The 22,490-nt window shown below is 63.6% G+C and carries 26 protein-coding genes and 1 tRNA gene; 14 read left to right on the top strand and 13 right to left on the bottom strand.

Annotated features, from left to right (window positions below):
* Nucleotides 1–42: 42 nt before the first annotated feature.
* Nucleotides 43–1,293 carry a M20/M25/M40 family metallo-hydrolase gene (locus ACVINW_RS05670; protein WP_456750388.1) on the bottom strand — a complete coding sequence of 417 codons (1,251 nt, stop codon included), beginning with the start codon at nt 1,291–1,293 and terminating at the stop codon, nt 43–45.
* A gap of 54 nt (nt 1,294–1,347) precedes the next feature.
* Nucleotides 1,348–2,214: a sigma-70 family RNA polymerase sigma factor gene (locus ACVINW_RS05665; protein WP_456750387.1), complete on the bottom strand. Its 867-nt coding sequence runs from the start codon at nt 2,212–2,214 to the stop codon at nt 1,348–1,350.
* 110 nt (nt 2,215–2,324) lie between these two features.
* Here ACVINW_RS05665 and ACVINW_RS05660 point away from each other — a divergent pair, with 110 nt between their 5' ends.
* Nucleotides 2,325–2,780, top strand: a complete 456-nt coding sequence (locus tag ACVINW_RS05660; protein WP_456756311.1) for a carboxymuconolactone decarboxylase family protein — start codon at nt 2,325–2,327, stop codon at nt 2,778–2,780.
* Between the two features lie 200 nt (nt 2,781–2,980).
* Here the strand turns inward: ACVINW_RS05660 and ACVINW_RS05655 are convergent, their stop codons facing one another.
* Nucleotides 2,981–3,802: an alpha/beta fold hydrolase gene (locus tag ACVINW_RS05655; protein ID WP_456750386.1), complete on the bottom strand. Its 822-nt coding sequence runs from the start codon at nt 3,800–3,802 to the stop codon at nt 2,981–2,983.
* A gap of 157 nt (nt 3,803–3,959) precedes the next feature.
* On the opposite strand from ACVINW_RS05655, the gene ACVINW_RS05650 reads away from it, so the two are divergent.
* A complete protein-coding gene (locus ACVINW_RS05650; protein WP_456750385.1) occupies nt 3,960–4,502 on the top strand; it encodes a methylated-DNA--[protein]-cysteine S-methyltransferase in 543 nt (180 codons plus the stop codon).
* Between the two features lie 146 nt (nt 4,503–4,648).
* On the opposite strand, the gene ACVINW_RS05645 is transcribed toward ACVINW_RS05650, so the two are convergent.
* The 4 genes from ACVINW_RS05645 to ACVINW_RS05630 all read right to left on the bottom strand — a co-directional run bounded on the left by ACVINW_RS05645 (nt 4,649) and on the right by ACVINW_RS05630 (nt 8,323).
* Nucleotides 4,649–5,521: an MBL fold metallo-hydrolase gene (locus tag ACVINW_RS05645; RefSeq protein WP_456750384.1), complete on the bottom strand. Its 873-nt coding sequence runs from the start codon at nt 5,519–5,521 to the stop codon at nt 4,649–4,651.
* 217 nt (nt 5,522–5,738) lie between these two features.
* A complete protein-coding gene (locus tag ACVINW_RS05640; RefSeq protein ID WP_456750383.1) occupies nt 5,739–6,353 on the bottom strand; it encodes a glutathione S-transferase family protein in 615 nt (204 codons plus the stop codon).
* Nucleotides 6,354–6,491: 138 nt separating this feature from the next.
* On the bottom strand, nt 6,492–7,334 hold the full coding sequence (locus ACVINW_RS05635) for a fumarylacetoacetate hydrolase family protein (protein ID WP_456750382.1): 843 nt from the start codon (nt 7,332–7,334) through the stop codon (nt 6,492–6,494).
* 140 nt (nt 7,335–7,474) lie between these two features.
* Entirely contained in the window at nt 7,475–8,323 is an 849-nt protein-coding gene (locus ACVINW_RS05630; RefSeq protein ID WP_456750381.1) for an MBL fold metallo-hydrolase, read from the bottom strand.
* A gap of 118 nt (nt 8,324–8,441) precedes the next feature.
* Between ACVINW_RS05630 and ACVINW_RS05625 the strand changes: the two genes are divergently transcribed.
* A complete protein-coding gene (locus ACVINW_RS05625) occupies nt 8,442–8,855 on the top strand; it encodes a DUF3775 domain-containing protein (RefSeq protein ID WP_456750380.1) in 414 nt (137 codons plus the stop codon).
* 223 nt (nt 8,856–9,078) lie between these two features.
* Here the strand turns inward: ACVINW_RS05625 and ACVINW_RS05620 are convergent, their stop codons facing one another.
* The 3 genes from ACVINW_RS05620 to ACVINW_RS05610 form a co-directional block, all read right to left on the bottom strand.
* A complete protein-coding gene (locus ACVINW_RS05620; RefSeq protein ID WP_456750379.1) occupies nt 9,079–10,068 on the bottom strand; it encodes an NADPH:quinone reductase in 990 nt (329 codons plus the stop codon).
* Between the two features lie 166 nt (nt 10,069–10,234).
* A complete protein-coding gene (locus ACVINW_RS05615; RefSeq protein ID WP_456750378.1) occupies nt 10,235–11,017 on the bottom strand; it encodes an SDR family oxidoreductase in 783 nt (260 codons plus the stop codon).
* A gap of 136 nt (nt 11,018–11,153) precedes the next feature.
* Nucleotides 11,154–11,669 carry a CvpA family protein gene (locus ACVINW_RS05610; RefSeq protein WP_456750377.1) on the bottom strand — a complete coding sequence of 172 codons (516 nt, stop codon included), beginning with the start codon at nt 11,667–11,669 and terminating at the stop codon, nt 11,154–11,156.
* Between the two features lie 122 nt (nt 11,670–11,791).
* Here ACVINW_RS05610 and ACVINW_RS05605 point away from each other — a divergent pair, with 122 nt between their 5' ends.
* On the top strand, nt 11,792–12,172 hold the full coding sequence (locus tag ACVINW_RS05605; RefSeq protein WP_456750376.1) for a hypothetical protein: 381 nt from the start codon (nt 11,792–11,794) through the stop codon (nt 12,170–12,172).
* On the opposite strand, the gene ACVINW_RS05600 is transcribed toward ACVINW_RS05605, so the two are convergent.
* Entirely contained in the window at nt 12,121–13,554 is a 1,434-nt protein-coding gene (locus ACVINW_RS05600) for a coniferyl aldehyde dehydrogenase (protein ID WP_456750375.1), read from the bottom strand. The two genes, ACVINW_RS05605 and ACVINW_RS05600, sit on opposite strands and share 52 nt — an antisense overlap.
* A gap of 315 nt (nt 13,555–13,869) precedes the next feature.
* Here ACVINW_RS05600 and ACVINW_RS05595 point away from each other — a divergent pair.
* The 5 genes from ACVINW_RS05595 (at nt 13,870) to ACVINW_RS05575 (ending at nt 16,286) form a co-directional block, all read left to right on the top strand.
* Nucleotides 13,870–13,946 (top strand) — tRNA-Met (locus ACVINW_RS05595).
* Between the two features lie 520 nt (nt 13,947–14,466).
* Entirely contained in the window at nt 14,467–15,495 is a 1,029-nt protein-coding gene (locus ACVINW_RS05590) for a hypothetical protein (RefSeq protein WP_456750374.1), read from the top strand.
* Nucleotides 15,496–15,517: 22 nt separating this feature from the next.
* Nucleotides 15,518–15,697 carry a hypothetical protein gene (locus ACVINW_RS05585; protein WP_456750373.1) on the top strand — a complete coding sequence of 60 codons (180 nt, stop codon included), beginning with the start codon at nt 15,518–15,520 and terminating at the stop codon, nt 15,695–15,697.
* A 44-nt stretch (nt 15,698–15,741) separates the two neighbouring features.
* Nucleotides 15,742–15,873: a hypothetical protein gene (locus tag ACVINW_RS05580; protein WP_456750372.1), complete on the top strand. Its 132-nt coding sequence runs from the start codon at nt 15,742–15,744 to the stop codon at nt 15,871–15,873.
* A 95-nt stretch (nt 15,874–15,968) separates the two neighbouring features.
* The gene (locus tag ACVINW_RS05575; protein WP_456750371.1) at nt 15,969–16,286 is read left to right on the top strand and encodes a hypothetical protein; all 318 of its coding nucleotides are present in this window, start codon (nt 15,969–15,971) and stop codon (nt 16,284–16,286) included.
* Nucleotides 16,287–16,313: 27 nt separating this feature from the next.
* On the opposite strand, the gene ACVINW_RS05570 is transcribed toward ACVINW_RS05575, so the two are convergent.
* Nucleotides 16,314–16,712 (bottom strand): hypothetical protein, encoded by a 399-nt coding sequence (locus tag ACVINW_RS05570; RefSeq protein ID WP_456750370.1) that lies wholly within the window; start codon nt 16,710–16,712, stop codon nt 16,314–16,316.
* A 193-nt stretch (nt 16,713–16,905) separates the two neighbouring features.
* Between ACVINW_RS05570 and ACVINW_RS05565 the strand changes: the two genes are divergently transcribed.
* Both ACVINW_RS05565 and ACVINW_RS05560 read left to right on the top strand, forming a co-directional pair.
* Complete coding sequence (locus tag ACVINW_RS05565) at nt 16,906–17,985, top strand: AI-2E family transporter (protein WP_456750369.1); 1,080 nt, start codon at nt 16,906–16,908, stop codon at nt 17,983–17,985.
* Complete coding sequence (locus tag ACVINW_RS05560; RefSeq protein WP_456750368.1) at nt 17,985–18,422, top strand: ion channel; 438 nt, start codon at nt 17,985–17,987, stop codon at nt 18,420–18,422. The genes ACVINW_RS05565 and ACVINW_RS05560 overlap by 1 nt, the downstream gene beginning before the upstream one ends.
* 8 nt (nt 18,423–18,430) lie before the next feature.
* Here ACVINW_RS05560 and ACVINW_RS05555 read toward each other — a convergent pair whose 3' ends face one another.
* Nucleotides 18,431–19,099, bottom strand: coding sequence for a helix-turn-helix domain-containing protein (locus tag ACVINW_RS05555; RefSeq protein ID WP_456750367.1), 669 nt, complete (start codon nt 19,097–19,099; stop codon nt 18,431–18,433).
* Nucleotides 19,100–19,348: 249 nt separating this feature from the next.
* Here ACVINW_RS05555 and ACVINW_RS05550 point away from each other — a divergent pair, with 249 nt between their 5' ends.
* From ACVINW_RS05550 to ACVINW_RS05540, 3 genes are all read left to right on the top strand, one after another.
* Nucleotides 19,349–21,193 carry a sensor histidine kinase gene (locus ACVINW_RS05550; protein ID WP_456750366.1) on the top strand — a complete coding sequence of 615 codons (1,845 nt, stop codon included), beginning with the start codon at nt 19,349–19,351 and terminating at the stop codon, nt 21,191–21,193.
* Between the two features lie 119 nt (nt 21,194–21,312).
* Nucleotides 21,313–21,945, top strand: a complete 633-nt coding sequence (locus ACVINW_RS05545; protein ID WP_456750365.1) for a response regulator transcription factor — start codon at nt 21,313–21,315, stop codon at nt 21,943–21,945.
* Between the two features lie 169 nt (nt 21,946–22,114).
* Nucleotides 22,115–22,489: a response regulator transcription factor gene (locus ACVINW_RS05540; protein ID WP_456750364.1), complete on the top strand. Its 375-nt coding sequence runs from the start codon at nt 22,115–22,117 to the stop codon at nt 22,487–22,489.
* Nucleotide 22,490: the final 1 nt, after the last annotated feature.

Below are 22,490 nucleotides of genomic sequence, written 5' to 3'. Positions count from 1 at the left end.
AAGATCGGCGCTGCTGTCCCAATGCGATGCCGTTGCGCCCCGCTACCTCGCCTTGCCCAGCTCCATCAGCATCCGCGTCATCAGATAGAGCCGCGGCACGATCGAGTTGGTGTCGATGTATTCGTCGCGCGCGTGATAGCCCCAGCCGGCGAGGCCGAAGCTCTCGACCACGATCGCCTTGCCGCTGCGCGCGGCGTAGCCGGCGTCGGTCGCGCCGCCGGTCATCTCCGCAATGTCGAGCGTGCGGTCGAGCTCGGCATAGATCGCCTGTCCCTGTTTTGCGAGTGCGCGGCCGCGATCGTTTGCGATGAAAGGCGGGCGGCCGGCGACGACCTTCACGCTCACCTCGGTGTCGGGGATCAGTCTGTCCTTTACCTTCTCGTCGAGTGCCGCTTGCAGCTTCTGCACGCCGTCCGGAATGGTGAGACGGATATCGGCGCCGGCGGTGGCATGATCGGGAATCTGGTTGCGCACCGTGCCGGCCTTCGCGGTGGTCCAGTTCAGCTGCGTGCCGGGAATGGATTTCGCGACGTCCTGGGTTTGCAGCAATTGATGCGCGAGCTCGAGCAGCGCGTTGCGGCCGAGCTGCGGTGCGGCGCCGGCATGCGAGGCCTTGCCCTTCACATCGATCGTGCCGGTCGCGGTGCCGCTAGCGCCGAGCAGCAGGCTCTCATTCCTGGCGACCGGCGATGCCACGGTCGGCTCGCAGGACAAGACCACATCGTGCTGGTCGGCGAGCTCGGCGATGATCTCGCCGGAACCGATCGAGCCGACCTCCTCATCCGGATTGAACGATACCGTAAGCCTGGCGTAGTCGTGCCAGCCCGCGTCGTTCAGGATCTTCAGCGAATGCAGGATGACGGCGATGCCGCCCTTGTCGTCGGCGATGCCGGGTCCATAGATCCTGCTGCCCTCGACCTTGTAGGGCTGGCTGTCGAGGATGCCGTGCTCATAGACCGTATCCATATGCGCGATCAGCATCAGCTTCCTGCTGCCGGTCCCTTCAAATGTGCCGATCACCATGTCGGCGCCGGCACCCTTCGTGGTCTTGCGGCGCTCGGTCCTGGCGCCGAGCGCCTTCAGCCGCGCTTCGGTGTAGTCGGCCATCTTGTTCAGGCCGTCGACATCGCTGGAGCCTGATTCGATCAGCACCATGTCGTGCAGGCTCTCGATCACGGCCGGTTGGGCCTGCTCGGCGGCCGCGCGCAGCTTCTCATCCGCGGCGGCAAGAGCGGAGGACGAGGCGAGGGCGAGCAGTCCGGCCGACGCGAGCAATTTGATGGATCGTTTCATGATTGTCCTCCCTGCGTGAGCGCAGCGAGAGACTAGCATCGCGATCCAGCCGCGTCAGGCGCGATCGAGCACCTCGACATCAAGTGCTTCGATCTCGGCCGGCTCGGCGGTCGCGTCGATCGCCGCGATTCTGTCGCCTGCGATCGTGACCCGCAGCACGACGCGCAGTCTGCCGCCGAGAATGACGGCAACGCCGATCTCGCCGTCGACCAGCGCCGGCTTCGCGGCCTGAGCGCGTCCCTTGAAGCTTTCGGCGACCGCCGCCGCGCCGCGGATCACCGGCAGCGAGCCGAGCCGCTGCGCGGCCTGATCGGCGCGCACCACGACGTCGGGCGCGAGCACCGCAAGCAGCCCCTCGAAATCGCCGTTGCGGGACGCCGCAAGGAAAGCCTCGACGATGCCGCGCTGCCGGCTGAGATCGGCATCCGGCGCAGGCGGCGTGCCCTGCACGCGGCGACGCGCGCGGCTTGCCAGTTGCCGCGCGGCGGCCGGCGTGCGCCCGACGATCGGCGCGATCTCCTCGAACGGCACCGCGAACATGTCGTGCAGCACGAAGGCCAGCCGCTCGGCCGGCGCCAGCGTTTCCAGCACCACGAGCAACGCCGCACCGACCGAGTCCGCCATCTCGGTCTCGCGCTCGGACGGATTGTCGGCGATCGGCTCGGGCACGTGCGCCCCCATCGGCTCCTCGCGGCGCGATTTGCGCGCACGCAGCATGTCGAGGCAGATCCGCGCGGTCACCGTGGTCAGCCATCCGCCGAGATTGTCGACCGCGGCGGCATCGGTGCGGCCGAGCCGCAGCCAGGTTTCCTGCACCGCGTCGTCGACTTCGGCGGTCGAGCCGAGCATGCGATAGGCCACCGCCCGCAGCCGCGGCCGGTTGGCCTCGAACTGCTCAGCCAGAAATTTCTTCTCGTGCATCGGTCACATTCCCTTGGTCCGCTCCGTCATGGCCATGACGAACGAAACTGGGCCGATGTGACAACAGATCGGCACGGCGGCGTCAAAAGGCAAATCAGGAGACTGACATGATGAAAGCCCGCATGAACCACCCGGTGATGGTTGTTCCCGAGGCCATGAAGGCGCTGCAGGCGCTCAGCGAAAGCACCAAACAGGCCTTGCCGGAAAAGCTGCTCGAACTGGTCCATCTGCGCGCCAGCCAGATCAACGGTTGCAGCGTCTGCGTCGATATGCACCCAAAACTCGCCCGGCGCGCCGGCGAGACCGACGAACGGCTGTTCGCGGTCGGCGCCTGGCGCGATGCGCCGTATTTCACCGACGCCGAACGCGCCGCGCTGGCGCTGACGGAAGCGGTCACCCGGCTCAGCGATCGCGAGGATCCGGTCACGGACGCGGTGTGGGACGAGGCCGCGAAGCATTTCGACGAGCAGCAGCTTGCATCCTTGGTGCTGGGCATCGCGGCGATCAATGTCTGGAACAGGCTGAACGTCGCCGTGCGTCAGCCGGTCGGTGCGTGGAAGGTGTGAGAGCTCTCCCTCTCCCCGTTCTCTTGTCCGCCGAAGCCCGCCTTCGGGCGAAAGCGGATGCGGGGAGACGGTTGGTGAGGGGCTCTCTCCGCGAGCAGTGTAGTCGGATAGACCTGTCCCCCTCACCCGGATCACATTTCGCTACGCTGCATGATCCGACCTCTCCCCGCAAGCGGGGCGAGGTGAAGTGTTGGGCCGGCTCAGCCCGCCAAAAATTCCAGCACGATCTCGCAGTAGCGCTGCGGGGCCTGCTCGAACATCGGGTGCGTGGTGCCGGGGATCATCTCGGTACGCGCACCCTTCACGTTGGCGGCGAGCGCGTGCAGCACCTTCGGCAGCATGCCCTTGGTGTTGGCGCCGCCGATGAACAGCGTCGGCGTCTTGATCGCCTCGGCGTCCGCCTTCGAGAATGGCGGCCGCTGGTCGCGGGTCTGGCCGATCAGCGTGGTCGCGTTATCGCGCAGCAGCTGCTTGGAAGTTGCCGGAATCCGCTTCCAGGCACCGGGGCCTTCCAGCGCGTCCATGAAGATCTGCAAGCCGCCATCGACGTTGCCCTTGGCGATCACCTCGGCGGAAGCCGCGATCCGCGCCGCCAGTGGTGAGGGGCCCGGCTTGAAATCCGGATCGAGGGTCGCGTCGAGTTCGCCGCCGGGTTCGGCGAGGATCAGCCTGCGCAGCAGGTCCGGCCTTCGCTGCGCGACGCGGAAGCAGATATGGCCGCCGCGGGAATGCCCCATCAGGTCGACCGGTTTGGTGTCGAAGGCCTCGATGAAGGCGATCACATCGTCGACATGCTGGGCGATCGAATAGGTGTCGCCGACGCCGTCCCAATGCGCCGGGAAGAAATGCCGCAGGCTGACCGCGATCACGCGATGCGCCTGCGTCAGCGGCCCGAGCACCGCCGACCAGATCCGGAAATCGCACAGCGAGCCATGCACGCAGAGCAGCGGCGGCCCCTTGCCGCTCTCTTTGCCGATATCGAGATAGGGCATGTCGAAACCGTTGACGTGGAGACTGTGCATTCGGGGGCTCGCGGACGGGCAGGAGATGTTGTTGATTTGGCCCAAGTTCCCACGGAATTCGGGTGGATAGCAACATTCTCCAAGCCTAGATTTCAGATCAACAGCAGGCTCACGCGTGAGCCGAAGCAACGATATCAGGGAACATCTGGAGCGAGCCATGACCGGCCAGCATTTTGCAATCTTCGAGACCATGATCGGCGCCTGCGGCGTCGTCTGGGGCGAGCACGGCGTCACCGGCGTGCAGCTGCCGATGGGCACCGAGGAGAAAACCCGCAAGCGGATTGCCCAGCGCAACGGCGAGGTCACCGAGGCGGCCCCGCCGGCCGAGGTGCAGCACGCGATCGACGGCATGATCGAGCTGCTTGCCGGCAAGCCGAACGACCTCGCCGACATCGTGCTCGATCTCGACGGGGTGCCGGAGTTCAACCGCGGTGTCTACGACATCGCGCGGAAGATTCCGCCGGGCAAGACCATGACCTATGGTGACATCGCCAAGCAGCTCGGCGGCGTCGAGCTGTCGCGCGACGTCGGCCAGGCATTGGGCCGCAACCCGTGCCCGATCGTGGTGCCCTGCCACCGGGTGCTCGCGGCCGGCAACAAGCCGGGCGGCTTCTCGGCCAATGGCGGCGTGGTGACCAAGCTGAAGATGCTCGAGATCGAGGGCGCGGTGGTGAACCACACGCCGAGCTTGTTCGATTGAGCGGCGCAAGTTGCGAAACCGTGGGGTGGGCAAAGGGAGCGCAAGCGAACGTGCCCACCCTTCTTGCACCGTGCGCTTGAAGGCGGGCACGCTTCGCTTTGCCCACCCTACGGGTCGACCCCTCCAGGGGAGGGTGAAGCGCCCGCCTACTTCACCGTCTCGCACACGAACCCATTGCCCTTCCGCTTGATCTTGCCGACGGTCGGCGAGGGGAAATGCGCGGGGCAGCACAGCGTGTCGGTGTCGCAATAGCGTTCCAGGAAGCTGCGCCGCGTCTTCGCTGCCAGTGCCGGGTCGACGTCGAACTTCGGCGACAGCTCCGGATAAAGCGTCTGGATCGGCGAGTGCATCAGATCGCCGGCAAACACCGCGTCATCCTTGCCGCGGCCGAGAGTGAAGGCGACATGGCCCGGGGTGTGGCCGGGCGTCGGCAGGATGCGCAGGTGATCGCCGATCGCAAAATCAGTGCCGACGAGCTCGGCGCGCTTGGCCTCGACCACGGGCAGCACGCTGTCGACGAAGGGCGGGACCTCCGCCTTGGCATTGGTCTCGGTCCAATAGTCGAATTCGCTCTTGTCGAACACGTAGCGCGCGTTCGGGAAGGTCGGCACCCAGCGGCCGTTCTCCAGCCGCGTGTTCCAGCCGACATGATCGACATGCAGATGCGTGCACATCACATAGTCGATGTCACCGACCGAAAAGCCCGCCGCCGCGAGGCCGCGCAGATAATTGTCATCGGTCTTCATATTCCAGGTCGGCCGCGTCGGGCGCGGCTTGTCATTGCCGATGCAGCTGTCGATCAGGATGGTGTGGTGCGGTGTCTTCACGATGTAGGACTGGAATGCCAGGATCAAGGTGTCGCTGTCGTCGAGCGCACCGGCCGCCTTCATCCAGGCGCGGTTCTCGGCGAGCAGCTCCGGCGTCAAGCCGGGAAACATGTCCTGCGCGGGCAGGAACTTGCCTTCCTCCTCGACAATGCGATGAATGGTGAGATCGCCGGCTGAAAATTTCAGGCTCATGGTGATTCCTTGGATAAGGTCGGTGCGCGTCGCGCACGGTGAGGTGATGATGTCGGCGCGGTAGCCAACGCCGCAAGCGCTTCGTTCGGCCGGCCGTACCGGGCTGCCGCCGTCGTCATCACAAGATCGAGATCGGCAATCGTCGACACGAGCGCAAGGCTCGCGCCGGGAAGCGAGGGAGACGTGCGTGCATCTTCATCTCCCCGCCTTTGTCCGGTTACGCCGGCGGCGGCGCCGAGATCTTCACCGACGGCCGCTCCAGCATTTTCTGGTAGAACGCGTCGAGCTTCGGATAGGCCTTGCGCCAGCCGCAATCGGCGAAGCGGAAATCGGCGTAGCCGAGCACGCAGACGAGGCCGATCTGTGCGATGTCGAACGACGAGCCATCGAGCACGTCCGGCCGGTTCTCGAACCGCGCCATACCGGCCCAGGCCCGGTTCCAGTGATCGTCATACCAGGCCTGCCACAGCGAGCCCTGCGGCCGCACCATCTTCTCGTAGCGGCACAGCAGCATGGAATCGAGCATGCCGTTGAGCAGCGAATGATCGGTCTTCAGCTGCCAGCGTCGTGGGCCGTAGCCCGGGATCAGCCGGCCGCCGCCGATCTCGTTGAGATATTCGACGATGACGTAGGAATCCAGGATCACATCGCCATGGTCGAGGATCAGCACCGGCAGCTTCTTCAGCGGCGAGATCCTGGAGTATTCGTCGTTGGCCGTGCCGGGCGCAACGGTCGCCGGCACGAATTCGATCTTGTCGATCAGGCCAAGCTCGATCGCCGCGATGCGCACCTTGCGGGCGAACGGGGAGGCGGGAGAGAAGGTGAGTTTCATGGATGGTCCTTGCGCGGGCTATCGAATTTGAGCGTCATTGCGAGGAGCGAAGCGACGAAGCAATCCATTTGTCCGCTTGCTTGGATAGATGGATTGCTTCGCTTCGCTCGCAATGACGGCGGTGGCGCTGGCTGGACCTCAAGCCGCGACGATTTCCTGGCGCTGCTCGCCGAGGCCTTCGATGCCGAGCGTCACGACGTCGCCGACATTGAGATATTGCGGCGGCTTCATGCCGGTGCCGACGCCAGGCGGAGTGCCGGTGGTGACGATGTCGCCGGGCAGCAGCGTCATGAACTGCGAGACGTAGGAGATGCACTTCGCCATGGTGAAGATCATGGTCGAGGTCGAGCCGGTCTGGCGGCGTTGGCCGTTGACGTCGAGCCACATCGAGAGCTTCTGCACGTCGGCGATCTCGTCCTTGGTGGCGAGCCACGGGCCGACCGGACCGAACGTGTCGTGCGACTTGCCCTTGGTCCACTGACCGAGGCGCTCGATCTGGAAATTGCGCTCGGAGACGTCGTTGCAGATGCAGTAGCCGGCGACATGGTTCAGTGCGTCGGCTTCCGAGACATACTTGGCGCGGGTGCCGATGATCGCTGCGATCTCGACTTCCCAGTCGAGCTTGGTCGAGCCGCGCGGCTTCTCGACCGCGTCGTTCGGGCCCGACAGCGCCGTGTTGGCCTTGAGGAAGAAGATCGGCTCCGACGGAATCGGGTTGCCGGTTTCCTTGGCGTGGTCGGTGTAGTTCAATCCGATCGCGACGAACTTCGAGATGCCCGTGACCGGGGCGCCGAAGCGCGGCTTGCCGGAGACGGCGGGCAGGGAGGCGGGATCGAGGGCAGCGAGCTTCTTCAGCGATTCCGGCGAATAGGCCTCTCCGGTCAGGTCCTTCAGGTGAGCCGAGAGGTCGCGGAGTTGGCCGGATTTATCGATCAGACCGGGCTTTTCCGCACCCTTTTCGCCATAACGAACAAGCTTCATGTTGATCACTCCCTACGATGTCCTGAGGATTGTTACTGGTATACCTCGACACGCTTCATGGAACAGCGCGGGCGGAAATTCAACCGCCATGAGGCCGCTGCATTGCTGCCAAGCCTTATTTCAAGGCCGGTTCGGGCCGATCACTCCAGCGCGATGAACCTGAACGCATTGCCGTCGCGCTTGATGTGGCCGGCATTGAAATGCCCGCCGATCACCAGCGTGGGCGTGTCGGCAAAGCGTGAGAACAGCTCGCGCCGCGTCACCGCCGACTGCTTCTGGTCGGAGTCCGCGGTCGACGACCAGTCGAGGTGATACATCTGGCAGGGATGATGCGCGACGTCGCCGGTCAGCAGCCCTTCCTCTCCCGCCGACCTGATGTGGATGCTCATGTGGCCGGGGCTATGCCCCGGCGTCGGGATCAGCGTGATCTCCTCGGTCAGGCGGTGGTCGCTCGGCACCAGCTCGGCCTTGCCGGCGTCCGCGATCGGCTTCACGGAATCGGCGAACACCGCGGCGTGCGCAGCATCGTCACTGTGGTCGCGCCAGTGCTCGAATTCGGTCCTGCCGAATACGTAACGTGCGTTGGCGAAGGTCGGCACCCATTTGCCGCCGGCGAGCTTCGTGTTCCAGCCGACATGGTCGACATGCAGATGCGTGCACAGCACGGTGTCGATGCTGTCAGGGGCAAATCCCGCCGCGGTCAGCTTCTCCAGGAACGGATCGCTGCGGTTGTTCCAGGTCGGCACGTTGCGGCCCTGCTTGTCGTTGCCGAGCCCGGTGTCGACGATGATGCGGTGCTCCGGCGTCTCCACCAGCAGCGAGTGGATCGACATTTTCAGCCGGCCGTCCTCATTGGCGAAATGCGGGATCAGCCAGGGCAGGCTCTGGATCTCCTCCCGGCCGGCGAGCGGCAGGATGAAGCGGGTGCTGCCGACGGTCTCGAGCTCGACGACCTTGGTGATTTTGACCTTGCCGATCGTCCATTGCATGCGGCGTGCCCTCCGTTTTTTGTTCTCTGGCCCGACCATGCTTGTTTCCGCGTGCCGGCGCAATGGATCAAGTCGGCGCCTCCTGCGTTACCGCCTCGTTGGACCAAGGAGTGCGCGAATGCCGGAACTCACAATCTCCCCCGAAAAGGTCGGCTTCTTGATCGAGAAGGCGCGCGAATTCGACGTCAAGGAGGGCATCGTCGATCCGGACTCCGGCTCGAACGGCGCCGACGACGAGATGATCGACGTGCTGGAGGATGACGGCAATGATCCGGTGGCGCGCGAGATCACCGGCTTCATTGACGCGCTGACCGAGGACGAGCAGGTCGATCTGGTTGCGCTGATGCGGCTCGGCCGTGGCGACGCCACGATCGAGGAATGGGCCGATCTGCGCCGCGAGGCCGCGCGCGGCCGCAACGGCCGTACCGCGAGCTATCTGCTGGGCGAGCCGATGCTCGGCGATTTTCTTGCCGAAGGGCTCGACGAGTTCGGCCTTTCGCCGAACGACGAGCGCATCACGCCGATCCAGTAGGAGGAGCTGTTCACTTACCTCGCCCCGCTTGCGGGGAGAGGTCGGATTGCATGCAGCGAAGCGGAATGCAATCCGGGTGAGGGGGAGCTTCCGCAGTCTCTGCCGTCACCTTTTTCGCGGCGAGAGCCCCTCACCCCAACCCTCTCCCCGAATCCGCCTTCGCCCGAAGGCGGGCTTCGACGGACAAGAGAACGGGGAGAGGGAGAAGCAAAACATCCGCGTGTTATCGCGCGCAGTCGACGATCACGGTACCGATCTTGTCGCCCTTCTCGACCGCGAGATGGGCGTCGGCGGTCTCGGCCAGCGCGAATTGGCCGGCGATGTTGTGCACGCGGGTACCCGACTCCAACCATTTGGTGATGTCGGCCTGCGCGGCCGCGAGCAACGTCGGCGGCAGCGCGAACAGCACCAGCGTGCGCACCGCGATGCATTTCTCCATCAATTCGCGCACCGGCAGCGTGGGCGTGCGGTTGCCGTTGCTGGCATAGACCGCGATGGTCGAGTTCATCGCCATGAGCTTCAGCGTGGTGGCGAGGTTGCCGCCGAAATCGACGTCGATCACGCGGTCGACGCCGCGGTTCTCGGTGAAGGCCATCACCTTGGCGACGACGTCCTCGGTTCGGTAGTTGACGACGGCGTCGGCGCCGGCCAGCCGCGCTTCGACGTCCTTGACCTCTGAACTGACGGTCGCGATCACGCGCGCGCCGCCCCACTTCGCCAATTGCACGGCGTAGTGACCGACCGCGCCGGCGCCGCCGGTGACCAGCACCGTTTGCCCTGCGATCGGACCGTCGGCAAACAGCGCGCACCACGCGGTCATGCAGGGGATGCCGAGCGTAGCACCTGCGGCGAACGACACGTCCTGCGGCAGCGGCGTCACCAGGTAGTCGGCGAGCGCGATGTATTCGGCCGCGGTGCCGAAGGCGCGGCCGTTGCGCTGGCCGTTGAACAACCAGACGCGGTCGCCGACCGCAAAGCGCGTCACGCCTTCACCGACCTGATCGATGATCCCCGCGCCGTCGCTGTTCGGGATCACGCGCGGGAATTCCATCGCGCGATAGTTGCCGCTGCGGCGGCCGACATCGGCCGGATTCACGCCCGACGCTTCGAGGCGGACGCGGACTTCGCCAGGGCCCGCGTCAGGCGTCGGCATCTCACCGACAGTGAGCACCGTCGGCGCCGCGCCGGTTTTTTCGTACCAGACTGCTCTCATCTAGCGCCCCTTTCCGAAGTTCGTGAACTCGTCCAGCGACCTCGTGCGCGAACTTCGGAAAGCAAGAGGGCGCTAGAAGACTCATGAATCTCTAGTGCCGCTTGACCGATTTGAAGCTCCAAACCGGTCTCGCCGCATACAGTGCAGGAGCTTCAAATCGGCGGCACTAGAGCGTGCCCGGGAAGGCGCCGCCGTCGAGCAGAATGTTCTGCCCGGTGATGAAGCCGGCCTTGTCGCCGCACAGGAACGCGCAGGCATAGCCGAACTCGTCGGGACGGCCGAAGCGGCCGGCGGGGTTCAGCTTGGCGCGCTCGGCCAGCACCTGGTCGGCCGAGATGCCGCGCTTCTCGGCCTCGGGCTTGGCGGTGCCGCGCAGGCGGTCGGTGTCGAACGGGCCCGGCAGCAGGCCGTTGATGGTGACATTGTTGATCACGGTCTTGCGCGACAGGCCGGCGACGAAGCCGGTGAGGCCGGCGCGGGCGCCGTTGGAGAGGCCGAGGATCTCGATCGGCGCCTTCACGGCGGCCGAGGTGATGTTGACGATGCGGCCGAACTTGCGCGCCATCATGCCGTCGACGGTTGCCTTGATCAGCTCGATCGGCGTCAGCATGTTGGCATCGATCGCCTTGATCCAGTCGTCGCGGGTCCAGTTGCGGAAATCGCCGGGCGGCGGGCCGCCGGCATTGTTGATCAGGATGTCCGGTTCGGGGCAGGCCCTGAGCACGGCCTCGCGTCCGGCCGCCGTCGTGATGTCGCCGACGATCTCGGTCACCGTGACGGACGGATGGGCCTTGCGGATGTCGTCGGCGGTCTGCTTCAGCGCCTCGGCGCCGCGCGCCGTCAGGGTGACGTGCACCCCTTCATTGGCGAGCGCGATCGCGCAGGCACGGCCTAGTCCCTTGCTCGATGCGCAGACGATGGCCCGGCGGCCTTTGATTCCAAGATCCACGAGTTCACTCCCTGTGATGTCGGGTCGGTTTGTAAGGTTTCGATGGCGCCAGTCTAGCCAGGCTCGGCCGCGGCGATAAGGGAGGTGCAATGCATAAGTGCATGCCGGGCCGGAGCGGCCGGGCCAGCGCAACGGGCTAGATGCGCTGCTCCCGCCGCAGCCGCTCGATCGCCATGGTAGCTTCGGGCGGCAGCGAGCGGAATCCGGCCTGACCCGCCGCGGAGAACAGCGGCCGCAATTGCGATCCGTTGAGGAATTGCGGCTGCTTCGCCAGCGGCACCAGCTGGTCGAACACCAGCACCAGCGTGGTCACCACAAGGCCGACCCTGACCGCGCCGAGCAGCGCGCCGCCCAGCCGGTCGCCGATCCCGATCTCCGCGCCGATGGTGTCGTCGAGCATCGTCCGCGCCATCTTTCCGAGGATGACGCCGGTCAGCAGGAACAGGCCGAACAGCAGCACCCCGTTGGGCGGAAACGGCGACGACGGCAGCGTCGCGATGTGTGGCCCGATCATCGCCAGCACCGCGACCGCAATCGGCATGGCGACCAGATAGGCCAGGATGGTGACCGCGCTGCGCAGCAGGCCGGTGGTGAAGCCGGTGACGACTGCGAACAGCAGCCCGAGGATCACGACGATGTCGAAGAGGTTCATGGATGACGATTTCCTGCCCCGATCTCCTACGGTTCCCAGGTTGATGAAACCGGTTTGCATCGAGGACAATTGTAGCAATCAATCGTCCGTGTTCCGCAACCTGTCGATGTCCGGCCTATGCGATGCCGGTAAAGAAATCATCCTCCTCGCCCGCCACAGGCGTCATTCCGGGCGCGACGAACGTGCGAGTTCGTAGCCCGGATGGAGCGCAGCGCAATCCGGGGAGCCTGTGCGCGAAATCCCGGATTACGCTTCGCTTCATCCGGGCTACGATGTCTCGTATTGGCCGCGATCGTTACCGCGCCCGCATCTCCGCCCTGGTCATATCGGCCGCCTTCCGCCGGCGTGTCGAGCAGCCGCCTGGTCATCTTGAAGCCCGCGACCATGGTCTCGACGTCGCTGTCCTCGCCGTGTCAGTCACGTATGTTTCCCCCACTCTCTTGCCGTTCGGCTACGACAACATCCGCATCAGCTTCTCCAGTCGCGCGACCTTCGCGCCATAGGGCGGATAGAGATCGGCGAGCCGGTTGAAGCGCGAGCGGTAGAACACCGGCTTCAGCTTGGTCAGCGTCTTGAATCCCCATTCGCCGTGATAGGCGCCGGTGCCGGACGCGCCGACGCCGCCCATCGGCTGATAGGCCTGCGCGAAATGGAACAGGCAGTCGTTGACGGTGACGCCGCCGGACACCGTGCGCGCCAGCACCGCGTCGCGGGCGGCATTGTCGGTGCCGAACCAGTACAGCGCCAGCGGGCGGTCGCGCTTGTTGATGAAGGCGATCGCCTCATCGGTGTCGCGGGTGCCGATGATCGGCAGCAGCGGTCCGAAGATCTCCTCCTGCATCACGGTCATCTCGGGCGTCGCATCGACGATGACGGTGGGCGGAAATTTGCGCACTCCCTTCCATTCGGGATCGTTCGGCGCCGCCGGCTGCATGATGGTCGCACCCTTTGCGGCGGCGTCGGCGACGAGGCGTTCGAGCCGGGCGTAGTGCCGGTCCGAGACGATCGAGGTGTAGTCGGGATTTTTCGGATTGGTACCGAACATGTGCTGCATATGGCCCAGCAGCCGCATCGCGAACGGCTGCACCGCGGCTTGCGGCAGCAGCACGTAATCGGGCGCGATGCAGGTCTGCCCGGCATTGAGCAGCTTGCCATAGGCGATGCGCTGCGCGGCCTCGTCGATGTCGGCGGAGCCGTCGACGATCGCGGGCGACTTGCCGCCGAGCTCGAGCGTCACCGGCGTCAGATTGCGGCCACAGGCTTCCGCGACCAGCCGGCCGATCCGGGTCGAGCCGGTGAAGATCAGATGGTCGAACGGCAGCGCGGCGAAGGCCTTTGCAACGTCGTCGTCGATCGCGGTGACCGCGAGCTCGGTGGGGTCGAATTTCTTTTCAATCGCCTCGGCCAGCAGTTCGGCGAAGCGCGGCACCAGCTCGCTCGGCTTGATGATGGCGCGGTTGCCGGCCGCGATCGCGGCGACCGCAGGCGCCAGCGTCAGTTGCAGCGGATAATTCCACGGTGCGATGATCCCGACCACGCCGAGCGGCTGCGGCATCAGCCGGTTCTTTGCCGGCGCGAACTGCATGGTGGTCGGCACCTTTTGCGGCGCCATCCACGACTTGAGGTGCTTGGCCGCGTGCTTGATCTCGCCGAGCACCAGCATGGTCTCGGCGATCGCGGTCTCGACGGTGGAGCGGTGGCCGAAATCGGCCGAGATCGCCGCCTCGAATCGCGCCTCGTTCTCGGTCAGGGCGGCGCGCAGGCGGCGCAGCCGGTCGAGCCGCGCCTGCAATGTCGGCGCCGGCTCGCTCCGTGACAGCTCGATCTGGCGGTGAAAGGTCTCCTCAAGCGCGTACAGCCCCGGGCTCTTCAACAGCCGGTCCATGGCGTTCCCCCTCGGATGACATTTCCTTGACGGATTTTGTTGGCGCCAAGCTCCGCTTTTGCGGGCGGTCTGGCAAGCCCCGGTTCCCGGCGGTCATTTTGTCAGGAAAACCGGTGATCTGGACGTCACAAAATCCTCAAAAACCCGCATCCGGGGCTTTCCAAACCCACTTCACATTGATACATACGCCCCGCACCCGACGGCTTCGGCCCGGGTCGCCTTCTCAGGAAGCCCTCCGGACGGATCGATCGGCGCCGTTAGACGCGTTGGCCGGCAGGTTCGGGCACTCTTTCTGCAAGGCACGCAACGGTTTAACGCGGGGTGGAGCAGCCCGGTAGCTCGTCAGGCTCATAACCTGAAGGTCATAGGTTCAAATCCTATCCCCGCAACCAAGTCGGTCAAAAGCCCCAGCAACCTCAATGGTTTGCTGGGGCTTTGTTTTGCCGTCCAATCGAGCGTAACAGTCTCAGTGACTTAGCTCGTAGGTTCAAATCACCCCGCAACCATCAGCCGACGAGCCATAGCGCGGAGCCCCTTTTACCTCGGCTGTTTTGTCGTGTGTGGCGCGTGCTGAATCAACCTGAGTCGGCAGCCGCGTCGATCACGAGGGCCGTTGCATGCGAGGCGCGATGCGTCGCCTCGCAGGTCAGCAATTGCATTCATCCGACGGGCTTCCCGCGCGTTTGCCCCTTCGTCAAGCCCCCAGCATTGTGCCGAGTGTCTGCAGACGCCTGCGAACGGCACCGTCGTCGCCGCGCGACAAGAAGCTACCGGCGACCTGCTGACCTTCAGGACTCAATGGCATCGTCGTGGACCCTGCCTGCGAAGTTGTTGGTTTGATTCAGATCAAGCTACGGCGGGCTTCCATGTTCTGTCTTTCGTGCGAGATCCAGGGTCAAATGGGGGAGCGCCGTGGAAGCCAAGACGCACGCTTTGAGAGTCCTCAGCGCGCTATTTTCCGATGCCTACGTAAAGAGCCGGAATGCCTCGCAGTGCTGTCTGGATCTGCTCGGATTGGCGATGCGACCTTGTCGTGGTCGCTCGATGCCGGCTACCGCCCTCGTCTTGAACATCGCGGTCGCATTGTTCGCGACGACCTGTCTCGCGATGGAATTTTCCCGTGTCCCCGGGTGCTTCGGCGATGTCTTGAAACTCAGGGATGACATTCGGGATGGGGACTTTGTCCGTTTCCGCGGTTACCTTGGTGCAGAGCGACGGATCGTCGGCCTGGATCTCGATTCCGGCGGAGGCTCTCTCTACGAGGGTTTCCGGATCGCCATGCTTGTACACCAGAAACAGTTCGCCACTTACGTTTCCGGAGAATGCGACTCGGCATGCGCTTTTATCTTCCTGGCGGGCGCGAAGCGTTACGTGGCGCCGGACGGCAAGATCGGCGTCCATTCGGTTTCCAACATGCATGGCAACGAAGACCTTGGTACGCTTCGCGACACGATCAAGCTGGCAAGGCTATCGGCCAAGCTCCGTGTTCCTCCGTCGGTGATTGGAAAGATGGTGATGACCCCGCCAGGAAGGATGGCGTATTTGAATAGGGAAGAGCTCGCTTCGCTGAAGGTTGTGGAGCGGAACCCGTTTGATCGCGTCGCTCGCACGGCGACCTCTGGATCAAAGAGCTCCATATGTGGCGCGATGCCCTCGAAGAGCGCGTCGGAAGAGGAACGTCCGATTCGGATTACCGCAGACTCGAAAGGAAGCTTAGAGACGGACCTCCGCCAAGCGAGAAGCGAACGTCAGGCGAGGTGTCCCGAGATATGTCGTTCCGGCTTGAGCGATCCGGCTCTGGTGGTGGGCCGCCAAGCCGCTAATGCATTGTCTCAGCATGTTGCGGCGGCACCGGGCAGGCCGCATAGCCAAATTGGGTCATCGAATCTGCCGCATCTGGGTTTGATGGATTGGCACAAGCTGCACTGGTCATCCTGTTGAACCATGATCCACAGTGGCAATCATGGGGTACGACCGCCATAAGTTTTGGCAAGTGCATGGCGCAGGCCGGCAGGCTGGCGTTCGCAATCGGCTGCGTGCTTGGTTCGACGTGGTCGACGGTGATATTGCCTTCAGGGTCGTAGTCATGACCGCCGGGATGCTGTCGAGTGTGGCGATCGCCTTTGGATTGCTGTCATCCTGAACGGCACCTTATTTGAAGTTGAGCGATCTGATGTCAGCGACGACATGCGCATCCTCGCCGATCTGGTCAATCATCGGGGCGATCATGCCGATCAGGATGTCGACGGGCCGGCGCTTGCTGCGATCGCCTCATCGATGACCGCTTCGCTTCACAAGCTGCGCATAATCCGTGCGTGATGCTGAAATCGCCGTATTCAGGTGCGTCGCCCGCGAAGCTCAGGCAATATGAGCAGGATTTTCAGCACGACACGGATCACTCCCGGCGGCAATGAATGCGCTTCAGATTAGCTGCAAATTCGATCGGACGTCGAGATTGCCCGATCGCAAGTTTAGGCGTCGGGGCTTGGGCCGCAATCGTCCTGCTTTGCTGCGCACAACAGGCGATTGCGCTGCCGCTGACGCCTTTCCGGTATGAGGCTCAGGCCCAGCGGCATTGCCCCGGCGATAGCGTGGTCTGGCTCGATTTTCACCGTGGCCGTTATTACCTCAAAGAGCAGCGACGCTATGCCAAGGGCTTTAGTGGCAGCTTCGTGTGCAGGAATGAAGCGCGCGAGAGCGGCTATCGGCGTTCGCTCCTCGGCCTTCGGTGACATCACCGAAGGGCCGGATGCGCTGGCCTACCAGCCGTAGTAATGCGGTTGGTAGTAGCCGTAGCCTCCGCCGGGCGGGCAATAGCCGTATCCGGAGCCATAGCCGTAACCATATCCGGTGCCGTAATAGGGATATCCACCGTAATAGGCCGAGCTTGTGATGGCTCCGCCGACGATTGCGCCAGCAGCAGCCGCGCCCCAACCGCGATAACCCCATCCTCGATATCCGCCCCAGCCGCCATAGCCGCGCCAATCGCGGTAGCCCCAGCCGCCGCCCCAGCCACCCCACCGAACCTGAACGGTGGCATTGTCGACCGCGCCCTTCATCGCGGCGATGCTGGTCGGTAGTGGGGCTGCCTGGCCGGCGTCAATACCGATCGTGCTCGCAAGCAGGGTCAGGGCCAGCAAGGTTCTGGTGTTCATCATGACGTCCTCCACATCGGGTGACACAGGCAGTCGTGATCGCATGGCAGCCGAAAGGGAAGCCGGCTTTTCGATCGTGCGCAGCCAAGCTTCGCAGCCTGGGGCGAGCCGGCGCTTGATCTGGATCAAGCCGTGCGTTCCAGGGCGATGGCACCGATTCCTGCGTGCCTGCTGACGCTCAATCGAAAGCACGCCCTTGAAAACCCTTCGCCAGCTCGTGGCCGGAGACGAGTTCATTCAGCTCGCAATTCGCCTCGGATTGCTGGCGCTGTTAATCGCCTGGTCGTTCGTTCTGGTTCGGCCGTTCGTGCCGATCCTGGCCTGGAGCGTGGTGCTGGCGGTCGCGCTCCATCCCGTCTTCAATTGGCTTTTGGGCATGCTCGGCGGCCGCGCCGGCATCGCGGCTCTCGTCTTGACCTTGGCCTCGCTGGGCGTCGTCATCGGGCCGGCGACCTGGCTGGGGATTGGAGCCGTCGAGGGGGTGAGGGAGCTCGCCGGGCAATTGAGCGCCGGCAACGTGGTTGTGCCGTCGCCGCCGCCGGAGGTGAAGGATTGGCCGCTGGTCGGCGGGCCGCTCTATGAGGTCTGGGATCGGGCGTCGACCAATCTGCGCGCCGTGCTGCGCGAGGTCGTTCCGCATCTGAAGCCGTTAGGCGGGACCTTGTTTGCGTTTGCGAGCAATGCCGGGGTTGGGATGCTGAAGTTTCTGCTGGCGGTCGTGCTCGCAGGGTTTCTGTTTCCGCATGGCTTGCAGCTTGCCGCGGTGTGCCGAAGCTTCCTGTCCCGCATCGTGCCGGAACAGAGCGAGCACTTCCTCGGCCTTGCAGGCACAACCATTCGGGCGGTCTCCCGGGGCGTCATTGGCATCGCCGTTCTGCAGTCCCTGCTGGCCGGCATCGGCTTCAAGCTGGCTGGAATTCCGAGTGCGGGGCTCGTGGCGTTTGTCGTGATGCTGCTGGCGATCGTGCAGGTCGGGGCCGCGATCGTGCTCGTTCCAATTATCATCTGGCTCTGGTCGGCCAAGGACTTCACGACGGCGCTTGCGTTGACGTTGTTCTTCCTGGTTGTCGGTGTCCTCGACAATGTGCTGAAGCCGCTGGTGATGGGGCGGGGCCTGACCACACCGGCACCCGTCATCCTCGTCGGGGTGATCGGCGGCACACTGGCCCATGGCATGGTCGGCCTGTTCATAGGTCCAATCATTCTCGCGGTCGCCTGGGAGTTGGTCACGGCGTGGATACGGGACGATCGCGCGCGGCTGCTGGGAGAGCGATGATGTTGCTTCAGCTCCTCGTAGGATCGGCGGTCAGTGCGATCAACATCGTGATCCATTCGCTGTGGACTGTTGCGGCCATCGGGTGGCTTCGCAACATCGGCTTGACTACGTCCGGCCGGGCGTGGCTAGAACTCAGCGGCGTGATGGTCGCAACCGCGCTTGCGCTGATGCTGGCTCACACGCTTGAGATCGTGGTCTGGACTTTGGCCTACTGGCTGCTCGGCGCAGCATCCGGCGGCAGCAATCTGCTCTATTTCGCTTTCGTGAATTACACCACGCTCGGCTATGGCGACATCACCCCGGTCAAGCAGTGGCTGCTGGTCGGGCCGATGGCGGCCATGAATGGCATCCTGATGTTCGGCTGGTCGACGGCGGTCCTGTTCGAAGTGCTGCAAAAGACCATCGAACGCCAGGGGATGCTCGCGAAATCCTCGTAACGCCGCGCTCAGTTGTCCAGCCTGGCCAGCTGGTCACGGTCGACCAGCATGATTTCGCGCTGGTTCGAGCCGAGGAAGTCGAGTGCTCCATAGCTGTGCAACTTGGACAGCGCACGCGATACCGTCTCGAGGGTGAGCCCGAGGTAATCGGCGATATCGCGCCGGCACATCGGCAAGGCGACGACGCCGACCCCGGTCAGCCGGCGATCCATTTCGAGCAGGAACGCGGCGACCCGCTCCAACGCGGTTTTGCGGCCGAGCAGCAGCATGTGATCCTCGGCGTGCCGCAGGTTGCTGGTGGTCATGATCAGCAGGTTGCGAGCCAGGGCGAAATCGGAATCAGCCACCCGTTCGAGGCTGGTCCGCCTGATCAGGCGCACATCAGTGTCGACGATGGCCTCGGCCGTGAACCGGTGTGTTTCGGCATTCTCTAGGCCGAAAATGTCTCCGACGAGGTGAAAGGCGCCGATCTGACGGCGTCCGTCGGACAGGAGCTTGTAGCTACGGACTGCCCCTGAAACGACCTGGTAGACGTACTCCGCCGGCTCCTTCTCTCCGTAGATCTCGGTGCCTTTCCGGTAATGGAATTCGCTGGTGATGCAGTTGGTATGCTGGGCGGTCAGCCCGCCGAGGATGCTCGGTATATTGGCCGGTCTGACATTGACGCGAGCGAACATGGACCAACTCTCTTGGATAACGACTGTTGCAGCGTCCGTGGCGGCTCGAAATGCTTGTCCGCGCGCAATCTCTACGACAGGGCCCGGTCAGTCTCTATTGGTCCTGAGGGCATTGTCCCAAAGGACAGGGTGCGCGAAATGCGGCAATTTGTTCGTAATTGATGCGCACCGTCTTAGATTACTTTTCAATTTTCACGACGATAACCGGGTGCTAGGTTTTCAACTTGTTGGTCTCCGGCTCCGAACGCCATGGGCAGTGCAATTCGGCTCTCTGGACTGATCATCCTGCTGGCTGTGTTGTTGGCGCCGGCTGGTCTGCGGGCGCAACAGATGCGCCCCCATTCCATGCTGGTGCTGGACCAGTCCGATCGGCGTGGGCCGTTCTATTACCAGGTGTTCGTTGGGCTGAGGGACGCTGTGAGCGCCCACGGTCACGCGCCGACCACCGTCTACACCGAGAGCCTCGACCTCAATCGCTTCGGCGGTGAAGCCTATCAGGAGGATTTCCGGCGGTTTCTCGAGGCGAAGTATCGCGATCGGCCGATCGGCGTCGTGGTTACGGTTGGGGCGGCTGCGCTGGAGCTTGCACTCCGCTGGCGCCCGCAGCTTTGGCCCGACACGCCAATCGTGTTCGCACTGGTCGAAGAGGCCGATTTCAAGCGATTGCGTCCGCCGGCCTATGTCACCGGCGGGATCGTGACCTCGAAGCTCAGGGACGCCGTCACCGTCGCCCGCGCCGTGGTGCCAGGTCTCAGGTCTGTGGTGTTTATTGGTGCGGAATGGGATAGGCAGGTTCTATTCCGGAATTGGAAGGACGAGGCTACGGCTGGCATTCCGGGTCTCGACATCATCGAGATTGTCGGCCATCCGATGTCTGACGTCGTTGAGCGCGTCAAGGCGCTCCCCGATCATAGCGCGATCATCTACACGGGCCTCTATAGCGACGGCAAAGGCAATTACTATCCGCCCTCGGACGCCCTCGCGTTTGTCGCGGCAAGAGCAAATCGGCCGATCATCGTTGCGTCGGAAACTTTCCTCGACGCCGGCGGCATCGGCGGATTCACCATTGTCCCCTCGCTGATCGGCGCCGAGGCGGCGCGGCGGTCGCTGCGAATTCTGGATGGCGAGGCGCCGGAAAGCCTGCCCCCGTCGGTGGTCGATGCCGTGAAGCCGATCTTCAACTGGCGGCAGATGCAGCGCTGGAATGTCAGCGAAGCGAAGCTGCCGAAAGGCAGCGAAATTCGCTTTCGTGAGCCGACCTTCCTGGAAAAATACCGCTGGCGGGCGATCGCCCTTACCACGGCGCTCGTGGTTCAAACCACACTGATTGCATTCCTGCTGCACGAGCGGTTCATGCGGCGCAAGGCCGAGGTCGAATCCCGCAATCGTCTGTCTGACCTTGCCCATATCAACCGACAGGCGACTGCGGGAGAACTCTCGTCCTCGATTGCCCATGAGCTGAACCAGCCGCTGGGCTCGATCCTGACCAATGCCGAGAGCGCGGAGTTGATCCTGGCCTCGCCAGCTCCCGACCTCCATGAGGTGCGGGAGATCATTTCCGACATCAAGCGCGACGATCTCCGTGCAAGCGAGGTGATCCGCAGGATGCGCAGCCTGCTGAAGCGTGCGCCATTTGAGAAAAAGGAGATCGATCTCAACCAAATCATGCGGGAAGCGTTTGACTTCCTCAAGCTGCAGGCGTCCGCGCGCAACGTCGCAATCTATTTGCAGGCCTCACCGCAGACTCTGCCGGTGAAAGGTGATCCGGTGCAGCTGCAGCAGGTGATCCTCAACCTTGTGGTCAATAGCATGGATGCGATGGCCAAAATGCCCTACGGACGCACGATCATCGGCCGGACCGAGGTCAACGGCGATGCGTCGGCGGTGATTTCGATCTGCGATTCCGGTCCTGGAATTCCGCAGGACAGCCTGAACGATATTTTCGATCCGTTTTTCACCACGAAGGAGCAGGGGATGGGCATCGGCCTGTCCATCGCACGGACGATCGTTCTGGCGCATAGCGGCCAGCTCTGGGCTGAGAATCAGTCCGGCGGAGGAGCGGTATTTCACCTCTCGCTGCCACTGGCGGCTTAGCGCGTTTGGGTCTTGCTTGCCGAAACGTAAGGTCGGATTTACGACGAACGCAGCATTTTTCAGATTGCCGCTGATCATCATTCTACAGATAGCGGCGATCATCCGGCGGTGGAGCGATAATGCACGCTTACGTGCACATAGTCGACGACGACCCCTCGTTTCGCGCAGCTCTTGAGCGCCGGCTGAAGCTCGCAGGCTATTGCGTTGCCACATATGCATCGGCGCGGGAGTTGCTCGATCGATCGCCCGACGACGAGAAGACCGGCTGTATCCTGCTCGACGTCCGCATTCCCGGAATCAGTGGCCCGGAGTTGCAGCGTCGTTTGAACGAGCTGGGGTCGACGCTTCCGATCGTATTCCTGACCGGACATGCCGACACCGCGACGACTGTCCAGGCCATCAAGGCCGGTGCCGAGGATTTCCTGACCAAGCCGATCGCCTCCGACCAGCTGATCGAGGCAATCAATCGTGCCGTCGCGCGGCATGAACGAGCCCTTGGCCAGCGAAACAGGCTCGATTCACTCCGCGCGCTGCTGGCGAAGCTGACCCCGCGCGAGCGGCAGGTGTTCGATCTGATCGTGTGCGGCCGGATCAACAAGCAGGTTGCGCACGAGCTTGGCACCACCGAACGCACGATCAAAGCGCATCGTCACCAGGTCATGGAGAAGATGCAGGTGCAGTCACTCGCCGAGCTGGTTTCGATCGCGGAGCGGCTCGGCACGCGCGCATCCGGTGATGAAATCAAGGCTTGATCCACCGGGAGCTCTGCTCGTCCTGTCCCATGGTACAATATGAAAGCTCTGTGACGGAGCGTATCTCCGCCATTGGCTGCGACGATGTTGCACGCCGATAGCCGCTTGACATGTCCCTCGTCTACAGGCGGATGAAGGTCATTCAGCGATCAGGACGAGGCCTCAGGATTTGCCGACCGCGAAATTCGTCTTCGTCGTGGATGATAATCCCTCGATGCTCCGTGGGATCGGACGGCTTCTGCGGCAGTATGGATTTGCATCCAGGCTGTTTGAGACCGGGAGCGCCTTGCTGAGGGATGGCAGCTTTGAAAGCGTGGTGTGCCTGGTCCTGGACATCAATCTCAGCGATGGTTCCGGAATCGAGTTGCGCAATCGCCTCGCGGATCTGGGCATCGACGTCCCGGTCATCTACATCACCGGAAACGACAACCCGGCGACTCGCATGGCCGCGATGGCATCGGGATGCGTGGCCTATCTGACCAAGCCGTTCACCGCCGATTCGCTGATTCAGCCGATCGAGCGGCTGTTGGAAGGCGTCGCCTAGC

Source organism: Bradyrhizobium sp. USDA 4461 (assembly GCF_054055655.1).
Note: the sequence above shows the minus strand (reverse complement) of the source record. Positions and strands in the feature narration are given on the sequence as shown.